At 67.0% G+C, this 12,952-nt stretch carries 9 protein-coding genes; 2 read left to right on the forward strand and 7 right to left on the reverse strand.

What is annotated here, in order from left to right:
• Positions 1-75: 75 nt before the first annotated feature.
• Positions 76-1,437: a serine hydrolase gene (locus tag ASD47_RS10285; protein WP_082564562.1), complete on the reverse strand. Its 1,362-nt coding sequence runs from the start codon at positions 1,435-1,437 to the stop codon at positions 76-78.
• Between the two features lie 144 nt (positions 1,438-1,581).
• Here ASD47_RS10285 and ASD47_RS10290 point away from each other — a divergent pair, with 144 nt between their 5' ends.
• Positions 1,582-1,953 (forward strand): YciI family protein, encoded by a 372-nt coding sequence (locus ASD47_RS10290; RefSeq protein ID WP_235525845.1) that lies wholly within the window; start codon positions 1,582-1,584, stop codon positions 1,951-1,953.
• Positions 1,954-1,978: 25 nt separating this feature from the next.
• Here the strand turns inward: ASD47_RS10290 and ASD47_RS10295 are convergent, their stop codons facing one another.
• The 3 genes from ASD47_RS10295 to manD all read right to left on the reverse strand — a co-directional run bounded on the left by ASD47_RS10295 (position 1,979) and on the right by manD (position 5,255).
• Complete coding sequence (locus ASD47_RS10295; protein WP_056755370.1) at positions 1,979-2,953, reverse strand: DUF6624 domain-containing protein; 975 nt, start codon at positions 2,951-2,953, stop codon at positions 1,979-1,981.
• A 197-nt stretch (positions 2,954-3,150) separates the two neighbouring features.
• Positions 3,151-3,903: a FadR/GntR family transcriptional regulator gene (locus ASD47_RS10300; protein ID WP_056755373.1), complete on the reverse strand. Its 753-nt coding sequence runs from the start codon at positions 3,901-3,903 to the stop codon at positions 3,151-3,153.
• Between the two features lie 140 nt (positions 3,904-4,043).
• Positions 4,044-5,255 carry a D-mannonate dehydratase ManD gene (gene manD, locus ASD47_RS10305; RefSeq protein WP_056755376.1) on the reverse strand — a complete coding sequence of 404 codons (1,212 nt, stop codon included), beginning with the start codon at positions 5,253-5,255 and terminating at the stop codon, positions 4,044-4,046.
• A gap of 212 nt (positions 5,256-5,467) precedes the next feature.
• On the opposite strand from manD, the gene ASD47_RS10310 reads away from it, so the two are divergent.
• A complete protein-coding gene (locus tag ASD47_RS10310) occupies positions 5,468-7,579 on the forward strand; it encodes an alpha-glucuronidase family glycosyl hydrolase (RefSeq protein WP_056755378.1) in 2,112 nt (703 codons plus the stop codon).
• 7 nt (positions 7,580-7,586) lie between these two features.
• Here ASD47_RS10310 and ASD47_RS10315 read toward each other — a convergent pair whose 3' ends face one another.
• From ASD47_RS10315 to tpiA, 3 genes are all read right to left on the reverse strand, one after another.
• Positions 7,587-8,219: a DJ-1/PfpI family protein gene (locus ASD47_RS10315; protein ID WP_056755381.1), complete on the reverse strand. Its 633-nt coding sequence runs from the start codon at positions 8,217-8,219 to the stop codon at positions 7,587-7,589.
• A gap of 338 nt (positions 8,220-8,557) precedes the next feature.
• A complete protein-coding gene (locus tag ASD47_RS10320; RefSeq protein WP_056755384.1) occupies positions 8,558-11,641 on the reverse strand; it encodes a TonB-dependent receptor in 3,084 nt (1,027 codons plus the stop codon).
• 540 nt (positions 11,642-12,181) lie between these two features.
• The gene (tpiA, locus tag ASD47_RS10325) at positions 12,182-12,937 is read right to left on the reverse strand and encodes a triose-phosphate isomerase (protein WP_230983795.1); all 756 of its coding nucleotides are present in this window, start codon (positions 12,935-12,937) and stop codon (positions 12,182-12,184) included.
• Positions 12,938-12,952: the final 15 nt, after the last annotated feature.

Consider the following 12,952-nt stretch of genomic DNA (forward strand, 5'->3'; position numbering starts at 1 on the left):
GGAGGCAGGTTTTGGAATCGGGGCGCGTGGCCGGCTGGCTATGCGCCCCTAGTCGTTCCGAAGCTGACTTTTGTCCTAATGTCCCGACGCTCGATCGAAAACATAGTCCTTGCCGTGCTGGTGCACGACCAGAGTCCTGGTCCGCCCTGGCTCACCACGGAATGATAGCTGCGCGTCCGAGACCTTCATGAAGAAGGCGGCGGGCCCGGAGGCGTAGAGCGTCCCCGCAGGCTCGTCGCCGAAATAGGCCACCAGTCGCGCGCCCTGGCGAACCACCTTCACGGGGACGCCCTTTGCATCGCGATAGTCGCCCGCGAAGGCATCGAGGGCGCTAGGCGCCAAGGCGACCTCGGCCGGATAGACCGAAGCGCCCAGACACAAGCCCGCCAAGTCCGTGGCGAGCTTTTCCGCAACGCCAAGCTCGGAGTTCGACAGCGCCGCCACGGTCAGCCGCCGATCGGGATAGCGCTGGAACGACGCTTGGAAGCCGGGCGTGGCGCCGCCATGGCTAAGCCGCCTCGTTCCCCAGGTCTCGTCGACCTGCCATCCCAGGCCGTAGTGGTTGCGGTAGTCGGCGAACATCAAGTCGCGGCCGGCCTTGGACACCAGTCGATCGCCGTAAAGCGCCTGGTCCCACTTCAGCAGGTCGCCCACGGTCGAGTACAGCGCACCCGCCGCGTAGGCCGCGCTGGGCGCCATGAATGGCCCCGCCGCCCAGCCGTCGCGGGTACGCATGTAGCCCGAGGCGCGCCGCGCCATGACGGCGTCCTCGGTCTCGTAGCCCGTGTCGGCCATGCCCAGAGGCTTGAAGAATTCCTCGCGCAGGTAGTCGGCGTAAGGTCGTTCGGACACCTTCTCGATCGCCATGCCCAGCAAGACATAGCCGGTGTTGCTGTAACGCCAGCCCGTTCCCGGCGCGAAGACGAGCGGCTTCTCGCGCACGAGGGTCAGCAGGCTCTCCGGCGTCTGGATCAGACGGGCCTCGCGACCCCGGAAAGTCGGGGCGAAGACGTAGTCGGGCACGCCGGACGTGTGGCTGAGCAACATTCTGATCGTGACGCCGGCCCAGGCCTGGGGCAGGTTTGGCACGTATTTAGCGACGGGGTGGTCCAGAGCGATCTTGCCTTCGTCGACCAGACGCAGGACCGCCACCCCCGTAAAGGTCTTGGTCGCCGAACCGATCCGGAACCGGGTATCGGCTGTGTTGGCGATATGCCACTCGCGATTGGCCTCACCCACGGCGCGCCGCAGGACAGGTTTTCCGTCGATCGCCACCAGCACCGCGCCAGTGAAGGACTGGGATGCGTCGAGGTCGTCAATGGCTCTACCGGCGGCGGCCTGAAAATCCCGGGCGGGGCAATGTCCCGAAGTTTCTGCGTTCGCCGCGCCTACGCCGACCAAGGTTGCGCCAATCGCCAGTAGGCTCACCAACCGCATTCGCTATCTCCACAACCCTAAGAGTCGGAACTTGGCGGCTGCCCCTTTGAATGTACAGCCAGCCGATCACCGGTGTTGTCGCAACTGATGACCTGCTGAGCCTTTCGTTCGCGACGGGCCGAAGTGGAAGTTCGCCGAGAACCGATGGCGGGTCTTCGCGTTCAGGCCAGCATGCCCAGGTTCATCACGATCGGTTATGGCGACAGGTCCGGCTACGATCGGACCGCCAAGACGGTGCGAGACGCGGCGCACGCGGCCGACGCCCAACGGATGCGTGAAGGGGACGTCATGGGCATCGCCGGCAAGCCCGTTCAGGTGCGCAATCATGACGCCGCCGAGGTGCGGGTGACGCAAGGTCCGTTCCTGTCGGCCGACCTGCCCGTCGCCGGCTTTGCCCTGGTCGAGGCCCCGAACCTGGAGGCCGCGATCGAGATCGCCGCCCGGAGCCCCTGCGCGGTGGCGCAAGGGGTCGTTGAGGTATGGCCTCTTGACCCAACGCCCGGCGACGAAGGCTAGGGGGCTCGAAGCCGGCGCCTGCTGGCTACTCTGTGCACCCTTTGCTTCGCGTGGCGATGACTTCGGCGAGAGGCGGCATGCCAGCCTTGCGGCGCCACGCGTCGACAGCGCCGGCATCTTCCAGCTGTCCCGGAGACCAGACGCCAGGCGCCGTGCAATCGCCTATGGCGCCGAAGCGGCCGGGACGCCCTGCATAGTGCGCCGTCTGGTCGTAGAGCATGGCGAAATTCTCGCCCTTGGTTTCGCCGGATTCCCAGAGCGGCTCGAGCATGGCGACCACCTCCTGTTGGAAGGCCGGATCATGACGGGCGTGCTGGACGATCAGCCACGCTGCACGATCAGCGTCGGCGCCATAGATCGAAATCTTGAACCATCCATGGTCTCGCAGCTGGCCCTTCAGCCAATCGGCGTTGGCGACGTTCATGGGGCACGATTCACCCGCGATCGTCGCGTCCACATAGGCAAGCGCGGCTTCGTCCAGGCCCTTCTCCCAGGTGGTGTGGACGCCTGGCCCGAAGAATCCACGTAGGATGATGCTGTCGATGCCGGAAAACTGATCCTCGGCCATCCGCCGGTAGAGCTCGGCCAGTCGTGCGTCGGGTTCGGTCCTGGCGCGCGCCGCCATTCTGCCGACGAGGCCGTCGGGCGAGGCGACTTGCCCGCCGCCGAGATAGAGCGCCCTCAGGTCTTTTCGTTGGGCCAGCGCGGCCTCCGCCGCGGCCTGTGACTTGGCATAGCCTTGCGGATCGGGCGTTCGACGAACAAGCTCCATCTGCGCCGAAGCCGCGATCTCGGCCGCGCTTGCGCAAGGGCCAACGATCCCGACTTTCTGGAAGCGGCCGTTTTGAAGTCGACCAACGGCGGCCTCCACCTCGGCGGAGAACGCGGCGTCGCCTTTCGCATGCTTGAGCTTGAAAGCCTGCTCCACCGGGATCGGGCCGCGCGCGAGCTCGATGGGTTGAGACGCGAGCAACGCGGCGATCAGGGCGATGAAGATCATGATGACCGTTTGCGATCGAGGGGCTGGTTCCACAGGACGCTGCCCGCCGGAACAAGTCTAGATCCGCGATCACGACTTACCCATCGGACCACGACCCCATCGGACCACGACAAGATCCCAGTGGGGCGGCTTTCACCGTTTGCGTCGTCCGCCGGCTGAACCAGAGCGCCGGCCACGAGGCGGGCGGTCTGGTCCCGCTAGATCGCCACGCGCTTGGCGATGGCGCTGCGGCGGGCGCCGGTTTCCTGCCGGGCCCGTTCGACGGCTTCGGTCTCGGTGGCGTGCAGCAGGTGGTCGATGACCCGCTCCAGGTGGTCGCGCATGGCCTGGCGAGCCGCCGCGGGGTCGCGGGCCTTCAACGCCTCGAACACCCGGCGGTGCTCGACGATGCGGGGCTCCAGCCCCATGCCGCGCGCCCGGGTCAGGATGTTGCGGGCCAGGGGCGAGCGGTTGCGCCAGTCCCACAGGTTCTCGATCGTGGCGATGATCGCGCCGTTGCCCGAGGCGCGGGCGATGACCATGTGGAACTCGCGGTCGGCGTCCTCGCCCTGGATCTCGTCCTCGCGGGCCATGCGCTCCATCAGCGCCTCCAGCTCGCGGATCTGGTCGTCGGTGATGGCGGTGGCGGCCAGGGCGGCGGCTTCGCCCTCGAACAGGCGGCGGGCCTCGATCAGCTCGAACGCGCCGATCTCGAAGGCGGGCTCGGCGCTGGCCGAGGCGATGGGGCGCACGTCGCCGGTGACATAGATGCCCAGGCCATGGCGGGCCTCGATCATGCCCAGCATTTCCAGGGCGATCATCGCTTCGCGCAGGGTAGGGCGGCTGACCCCGTACTGCTCGGCCAGTTCGCGTTCGGTGGGCAGGCGGTCGCCAAGCTTGTATTGGCCGCCCTCGATGGCGTCGGCGACCGAGTCGGCGATACGGCGGTAGAGCTTGACGTTCTCGGCCATGGGTCTTCGTCAGTTTCTCGGCGACGGCCCCGCGGGGCCTCTTCGAACTCGCGATAGCATAGCCGACCTGGGCCGCGCGGGCTATTTTTGGCGTCCGTCGTCAAAGCTTGGCGATTGTCGCCAACCGCGTCGCGGCGGCCTCACCAATCGTGCATCGAGCCGTCCTCGCGGCGGGCGATCGGCAGGTAGGCGCGCTTATAGGGATGCTTGGCGGCCTCGACCTCGTCGATGTCGACGCCCAGGCCGATCGCCTCGCCCGGATGCAGCATGCCGTCCGCGAAACTGTAGGCGTGGGGGAACACCGCGTCCGTCGCCTCGGTGTGGCGCATGTATTCCTGGATCCCGAAATTGGGAACCGACAGGTCGAAGTGCAGGGCCGCGGCCATGCAGACCGGCGACAGGTCGGTGGCGCCGTGGCAGCCGGTGCGCACATGGTGCAGGTCGGCGAAGCTGGCGATGCGGCGCAGGTGGGTGATGCCGCCGGCGTGCACCACGGTGGCGCGGATGTAGTCGATCAGCTGCTCCTCGATCAGCTGCTTGCAGTCCCAGATCGAATTGAACACCTCGCCCACGGCCAGCGGGGTGGTGGTGTGCTGGCGGATGATGCGGAAGCTGGCCTGGTTCTCGGCCGGGACGGCGTCCTCCATCCAGAAGGGCCGGTAGGGTTCCAGGTCCTTGCCCAGGCGGCCGGCCTCGATCGGGGTGAGCCGGTGGTGCACGTCGTGCAGCAGGTGCACGTCCCAGCCCAGGGCGTCGCGGGCGGCCTCGAACAGTCCCGGCGCGCTGCGCAGGTACTTCTCGGTCGACCACAGGCTCTCGGTCGGCAGGTCGCCGTCGGCCGGTTCGTAGAAGAACCTATCCTTGGAGACGCCGTAGACGCCCTTGAGGCCGGGCACGCCCGACTGCAGGCGGATGGCCTTGTAGCCCTGGGCGGCGTAGATGGCGGCGTTCTCCAGCGTCTCCTCGACGGTCGCGCCGTTGGCGTGGCCATAGACCATCACGCCGGTGCGGCAGGCGCCGCCCAGCAACTGGTACAGCGGCAGGCCGGCGATCTTGGCCTTGATGTCCCACAGGGCCGTGTCGACGGCGGCGATGGCCGCCATGGTCACCGGACCGCGCCGCCAGTAGGCGCCCCGGTACAGGTACTGCCAGATGTCCTCGATCTGATGGGCGTCGCGGCCGATCAGGCAGGGAATCACGTGGTCGGTCAGGTAGCTGGCCACCGCCAGTTCGCGCCCGTTCAGCGTGGCGTCGCCGACGCCGTGGACCCCGTCGCTGGTCTCGATCTTCAGGGTGACGAAGTTTCGCCCCGGGCAGGTGACGATGACTTTGGCGGCGATGATCTTGGGCATGGGGCGCTTTCGTTGATCCGACCGTCCGATCGGATGGTAGCGGTATCGGTCTAAATCAGACGAGCCGGTTGTCAACCTATTGGTCTGACCACCAGAATTTGGTGTCTCGACCTTCGATCAAGGTAGCGGTATCACGGACCAAAGACCGTCGCGCCGCCTCGGGTCGCGCGGCAAGGTCTCGCCAGGGAGAAAACATGCGTCTTGCGTCCTTCATGCGTGGGCTTTGGCTGGCGGCCGGTTTAGTTTCGGCGACCCTGGGGGGCTCGGCGGCCCGCGCCGAGGACGGCTATGACCTGTGGCTGCGCTATCGGCCGTTGCCGGCGGCTCAGCGCCCGGAGCCGCGGACGATCGCGCCCAGCGCCGACACGCCGACCCTGAAGATCGCGCGGACCGAACTCCAGCGCGGGCTGAGCGGCCTGGTGGGCGGAGCGCCGTCGCCGGACAGCCCGTCGATCCTGCTGGGCACGCCCGCCGGCTCGCCGGCCGTCGCCGCCCTGAACCTGCCGCTGAAGGGGGCCGGTGACGAAGGCTACCTGATCCGCACCGTCGGCAAGACCACGGTCATCGCCGGCAATAGCGACATCGGCGTGCTGTACGGCGTCTTCCACTACCTGCGCCTAGTCCAGACGGGGCAGGGCGTCGACACGCTGGACATCCTCTCGGCGCCGAAGGTCAAGCACCGCCTGCTGAACCACTGGGACAACCTCAATGGCAGTGTCGAGCGCGGCTATGCCGGGGCGTCGCTGTGGGACTGGTGGAAGCTGCCGGACTACAAGGATCCGCGCTATGTAGACTACGCCCGGGCCAACGCCTCGATCGGGATCAACGGCGCGGTGCTGAACAACGTCAACGCCAAGGCCGACAGCCTGACCGCGCCCTATATCGCCAAGGCCGCAGCCCTGGCCGACGTGTTCCGGCCCTACGGGATCAAGGTCTATCTGTCGGCGCGGTTCTCGGCCCCGATCGAGATCGGCGGGCTGAAAACCGCCGATCCCCTGGACCCGGCCGTGCGCGCCTTCTGGAAGGCCAAGGCCGACGAGATCTACAAGGCCATCCCGGACTTCGGCGGCTTTCTCGTAAAGGCCAATTCGGAGGGACAGCCCGGCCCGCAGGACTATGGCCGCACCCATGTCGACGGGGCCAACATGCTGGCCGACGCGGTGGGGCCGCACGGCGGGATCGTGATGTGGCGGGCCTTCGTCTATTCGCACGAGCAGCCGGACGACCGCGCCAAGCAGGGCTACGGCGAGTTCAAGCCGTTCGACGGCCAGTTCCGCGACAACGTCATCGTCCAGGTCAAGAACGGGGCCATCGACTTCCAGCCGCGCGAGCCGTTCCACCCGCTGTTCGGGGCCATGCCGAAGACCAACCTCGGCATGGAGTTCCAGATCACCAAGGAATATCTCGGCTTCGCCACGCATCTTGTCTATCTGGGCCCGCTCTACGAGGAGACCCTGAAGTCCGACACCTACGCCAAGGGGCAAGGCTCGACGGTGGCCAAGGTGGTGGACGGCACGCTGGATGGCCGGTCCCAGACCCTGATGGCCGGCGTCGCCAACATCGGCCGCGACCGTAACTGGAGCGGCTCGCAGTTCGACCAGGCCAACTGGTACGTCTTCGGCCGTCTGGCCTGGGATCCGGAAGCGTCCACCAAGGACATCGCCGCCGACTGGGCGAGGATGACCTTCTCGACGGATCCGCGCTTCGTCCAGCCGGCGGTGGCGATGATGATGGGCTCGCGCGAGGCGGCGGTCGACTACATGACGCCGCTGGGCCTGCATCATCAGATGGGGCGCAGCCATCACTACGGCCCCGGCCCGTGGGTCAGCGGCGGCGAGCGGGCCGACTGGACCAGCGTCTACTACGCCAAGGCCGGCAAGGACGGGATCGGCTTCGATCGCACGGCCGCGGGCAGCAACGCCGTCGCCCAGTACGCCCCGGTGGTCGCCAGGCGGTTCTCGGACCTGAAGACCGTCGACGAGAAGGATCTGCTATGGTTCCACCACCTGCCGTGGACCTACAGGCTCAGGTCCGGCCAAACCCTGTGGGACGGCCTGGTGACCCACTATTCGCGCGGGGTGTCCTATGTCGACGGCATGGGCCGGACCTGGGCGGACCTGGCGCCCTATGTCGATCCCGAGCGTCATGCCCAGGTCGCCGACTTCCTGGCCATCCAGCGCAACGAGGCCCAGTGGTGGCGCGACGCCTCGATCGCCTACTTCCAGACCTTCTCGGGCCTGCCGCTGCCGGCTGGCGAAGCGCCTCCCGCCCATTCGCTGGAGTATTACGAAAAGCTCAGCTTCCCCTACGCGCCAGGCATCTAGCGGCGTGTCAGGACCAGGTCACCGGGCAGGCCGGGGTTGGGGGAAGGGTCCCCATCACCGGCGGCTCGGGGAAATACTGGGTCGTGACCTGGACGCTCTCGGCCGCTTCCTGGCCGAACAGCATCAGGATCAATTGCAGGGACTCGTCGAGACCGGACGAGATGCCGCCGCCGGTCAGGCGGTTGCCCGACACCACGAAGCGCGGATTGCCGGTGTCGACGTCGATCTCGCAGAATCTCTGCAGGCAGGCGATGAACGCCCAGTGCGTGGTCGCCCTGTGACCGTCCAGAAGCCCCGCCTGGGCCAGCAGCAAGGCGCCCTCGCAGACCGAGCACACCCACGTCGCGTCTTCGGCGACCTGACGCAAGTAGGCGAGGTAGGGTGAGCCTGGATCGCTCATGATCTGGCCCAGCACCTCTGGATCGCCGCCGGGGACCCACAGCACGTCGAGGGCGGAAACGTCCGCGAAGCTGGCCTGGACCTCGAAACGGATCCCGTTCATGGCGGTCACCGGACCGCCGTCCTCCGAGAGGATCAGGGTTTCGAGCGGCTGATCCTTGCCGGCCCAGTAGAACATCTCGGCCGGTCCGGCGACGTCCAGCAGGTCGACGCCCTCATAGACGGGTATGCCCAGCCTCATCTCGCCCCTCCCTCAGCCCTCGATCGACGAGCAACCTCGACGCGTCTATTCGAGGTTGGTCAATCCACGATTGGTGTCTGGTTGTGGGCATAAAAAACGGCGTGTCCGAAGACACGCCGTTGGGGAAACGCGAAGGAAGGTGTTTCGCGTCAGCTCTTAGAACGGGCCGCGGATGCCGATCACATAGGTGGCGCCCGGGTCGCAGAGGGTGAACGCGGCGTTGTCGTACTGGAAGGTCTGACGCTGCTTTTCCTTGGGTGATGTTGATTCCCATGATTCTGAGCGCGGCGCGCCGACGGGAACGGACAGCGTTTGCGCCGTCCGTTCCCGTCTCGCGCTTAGAAGGTCGCTCGCATGCCCACGAGAATCTGGCGGCCGGGCTTGTAGTAGGTGAAGGTCGCGTTGTCGTACTGGAAGTGCGAGCGCAGCTTTTCATTGGTGATGTTGGTCACGTTGAAGGTCAGTTGCGGCACGTGGCCCAGGCCGAAGATCTTCTCCAGGTCGAAGCTCGAGGAGAAGTCGGTCTGCTTGTAGTCGTCTGCGAACAGGGCCGCGGCGGTGACGCCGTTCTGGTTGGCGCCGCTGGACTGCGAGCCCTTCCGATAGACGTGGCTCAGACGCAGGCTGACGCCGTCGTGCTCGTAATAGCCTGTCAGGTTGTAGGTGTACTTGGCCACGCCGTAGGCGACGGCCGCGCCGTTGCTGGTCTGGTCGACGATGGTGGCGTTGGCGTTGACGCCCAGCCCTTCGACGCCGAACCGGCTGGTCAGGAAGTCGAGCGGCTGCACCCACTGGAATTCCAGGCCGTTGATCGTCAGCTTGTTGGGCACATTGATCTGCGACTGGATCTGGACCGACGCCGCGGTCGGGCCGCCGCGCGAGTTGATCGCCGTCTTCTGGGTGTCGTTCAGGGTGTCGTAGGTGATGCCGTACTGGGCCAGGTACGAGAAGGGCTGGGTCACGACGTTGTTGGTCGTGAAGCCGGTCAGCGACTTGCGGAAGGCGTTGACCGCGATCACGCCTTCCTGGCCGGTGTAGAACTCGAAGCCCAGGTCGATGTTCTTCGAGAAGTACGGCTTCAGGGCCGAGTTGCCGATGGTGGCCTGGTCGGCCGACGGCGCGCCGAAGCTGACGCCGGGCAGCTGGGCGGCCGGGTCCGGGCGGGTCATGGTCTCCGACACCGCCGCGCGGGCGACGGCGTGCTCGCCGACGTCATAGGCGATGTTGGCGGCCGGCAGCCACTTCGAATAGGTGTTCTCGACATAGACGAAGTTGGTGATGTTCGGATAGCGCGAGCCGTCCGGCAGCTGGGCGCCGCCGGCCAGGGTGTTGCGCGGATCCGCCAGCGAGACGCGGCCGCCGATCGTCTGCTTGGTGTGGACGTAGCGGACGCCGACATTGAAGCGCAGGTCGCTGTCCATCACCTGGGTGACGCCGTTCAGCTCGGTATAGGCCGCGCTGTTCTTCTCGTTGATGGAGCCGCCGCTGGCGCCGGTGTTGGAGCCGCCCGATTCAGGCGTGGCGGCGTGCAGGGCGTCGTAGTTTGTGGCCTTCTTGACCGCGTCCCAGTCGACCGTGACGAAGCCGGCCGGGCCGGGCTTCAGGTAGCTGGCCAGGCTGGTGGTCGGGATCAGCGAGCCGCCATAGGTGAGCGTCCCGGTCTGGCCGGCCGTGGAGCCCGTGCCGTAGCCCGGGTAGGTCGGATAGCCCGCGGGCGCGGCGCCGGGCTGGTTCAGGCCTTGGCAGGGCGGCTGGCCGTTGGGCGACGGCAGGTTGATGCTCGGGTTGTTGCCGCAGGTCGCGTTCTGCCACGGCGTGGTGTTGTCGTAGCCGCGGATGGTGCGCGAGACGTCGTCGTAGTTGCCGCCGACCTTCAGGTTCAGTTGCTCGTCGCCCCAGGTGACGACGGCGCGCGCGCCCTTGGTCTCATACCAGCGCTTCTCGTCCTGCATGTTCAGCCGGCCGCCGGTCCAGACGAAATTGGCCGGGTTATTCAGGTCGATGCTGCTCTTGATCGTCGGAATGCCGTTCGGGTTGTAGGTGTAGTCGACGGTCGTGCCGGCCCCCAGCGCGGTCACGGGGCCGAAGGTCGGGCTTTCGCGGTGGAAGGTGCTCTTGGTGTAGTTGACCTGGCCCTCGACCTTCAGATTGTCGGTGATGCGCCACTCGCCGCCCGGATTGATGCCCCAGAGCTCGGTCTTTTCGAGGTAGGGACGGAATTCCAGGAAGAACTGCGAATTGGCGTAGGTGCCCTGGGTGACCGTGCAGCCGGCCGAGCAGTCGGTCTTGTCGTACTTGGTGTTGGTCGGAATGATCGCGCCGTTGCGCACGATCCACGCCATGTCCTCGCGGATCAGGTCGTTGTTCTTGTAGCCGTACATGCCGTCGATATAGAAGTTCAGGTTATCGTTCGGCTTCCATTCCAGGCTGGCCACGGCGTTGAAGCGGTCGCGGCGACCGTACTCGGCCGAGGGGCGACCCAGGCGCGGCAGCAGGCCGTTGTCGATCTGCTGGATCGTCGCGCCGGGATTGTGCGCCAGCAGGAAGGCCTGGTCGATGGTCTGGCCGGCCACCAGGCCGCCGCCCGCGCCGACCGGCACCGTGCCCGGGATCGTCCAGTTGCCGCCGCCCGTCGGGTTGCAGCCCGTCGTCGCGCCGCACTGGGCCGCCGACAGGTTCGGGTTGGTGAAGCCGATGGTCTCGTAGCCGCGGGTGTCGGTCTTGAGCCGCTGGCCGGAGATCCCGAACAGGACGCCGAAATTGTCCCAGGTCTTGCTGGCGATCAGCGAGCCCTTGCCGCCCCAATCGGCGCCGTCCGGCTTCACGCCTTGAACGTTCATGGTCAGGTGCTGGCCGGGGCGGTCGAACGGCCGGGCCGAGCGCATATCGATATTGCCGGCCGCGCCGCCTTCCAGCAGGCTGGCCGAATAGCTCTTGTTGACCGTCAGCTTGGTGAACAGGTCGGTCGGGAAGAAGCTGAGGTCGACCGAGCGGTCGGTGCCCTGCGCGTCCGTGGCGCCCGACGAGGCGACCGCGATCGAGGCGCCGTTCAGCGTGACGTTGGTGAAGTTGCTGCCCAGGCCGCGGATCGCGACGTTGGTGCCCTCGCCCGTGATGTCGCGGGTGATGGTGATGCCGGGAATGCGGTTGAACGACTCGGCGATGTTGGAGTCGGGGAACTTCCCGATGTCTTCGGCGAAGATCGAGTCGGCGAAGCCGGTCGTCTCGCGCTTGGCGACGGTCGATTGCGCCAGGCTGCGGCGATAGCCGGTCACGACCACTTCCTCGACGGTGTCGGCGGTGGAAGCGGCTTGAGCGGACGGCGTCTGCTGAGCGAAGGCCGGAGCGGCGACCAGACCAGTCAGGCAACTGGCGGCGACGAGCGCCAGGCGAAGGGCGCACGTGTGTCGTGGTTGGATCATGTTTCTCCCCTAAATTTCGGTGCTCTTCGCACTTGTCGTTCTGCGCGCCGCCAGCGCCGTCCCGCAGCGGCGAGTTCGCCGGCGCGCGGGTGTCTATGGTAGCGGTCACAGATAAGGGATACGAGGTAAGGCCTCGCAAGTCAACGAGGTCATACCTTGGGACAATCCAGCGGCCGATAGTGGGCCATGGACGTATCGTCCTCATGCCTGGCAAGGCGACGACTGTTTGATCTTTAAGTGGAAAATGTCGGACAAATGATCGACGCGCTCAGGTCTTACCAGTGAGGCGTCGCCGTCGGAAATCGACAGATTTTGGACCGTCGGCCAGATGGGCCTGCGGCTGCATGGCGTCGATGCGAAGATGTCGGAGGAAAGCGTCCGGCCACGTTGAGCCGATCCGCCGCCAGCCCGCGTCGGTGTAGTCGCAAGCTCGCGCGAGCGGCCCGGCTTCGACCGTCTGTCCTTCGCCGAGCCGGCCGCGCGTGGCCCAGAACCTGCGCGACCAGCCCGGCGCCCCCTTAAGTGGGGCGATGGCCCCGCTCAGGCGTGGGCGATGATCGGCAGGAAGGTCTCCGCCGTCAGGCTGGCGCCGCCCACCAGCACGCCGTCGACGTTCGGCGTGGCCAGGATCTCGGCGGCATTGGCCGGGGTCACCGAGCCGCCATACAGGAGCCGGACGCCGTCGCCCGCCGGCCCGAGCGCTGCGCGGCAGGTTTCACGCAGCACCGCGTGCATGGCGGCGATGTCGTCCTGCGTCGCCGAGCGGCCTGTACCGATCGCCCAGATCGGCTCGTAGGCCACGGACAGCCACGCGCCGTCGGCGTCGGCGGGCAGGCAGTTCTCGAGCTGGGCGCGGACCACCGCCTCGGCCTGGCCCGCCTCGCGGACCTCCAGGGGTTCGCCCACGCAGAGGATCACCGACAGGCCATGGCGCCGCGCGGCTTCCGCCTTGCCGCGCACCTCGTCGTCGCTCTCCTGGCGGCCCGCCCGGCACTCGCTGTGGCCGACGATGGTGAAGGCCGCGCCGGCGTCCTTGACCATCGGCGCCGACAGGCAGCCGGTGTGGGCGCCCTTGTCGGCCGGGTGGATGTCCTGCGCGCCGACGTGGATAGCGTTGGCGGTCTGCCAGGCGGCGGTGATCAGGGTCGCGGGGACCGCCACGCCGACGTCGACCGCGGGAGTCTCGCGCGCCGCCGCGTCGATGGCCCCCAGGACGGGCAGGGCGGCCAGGTTGCCGTGCATCTTCCAGTTTCCGACCACGAACTTGCGGGCGGGCTTTTCCATCGTAACGTGCATTCGGTCTCCATGCGC

Source organism: Caulobacter sp. Root1472 (assembly GCF_001426985.1).
Lineage (GTDB): Bacteria > Pseudomonadota > Alphaproteobacteria > Caulobacterales > Caulobacteraceae > Caulobacter > Caulobacter rhizosphaerae.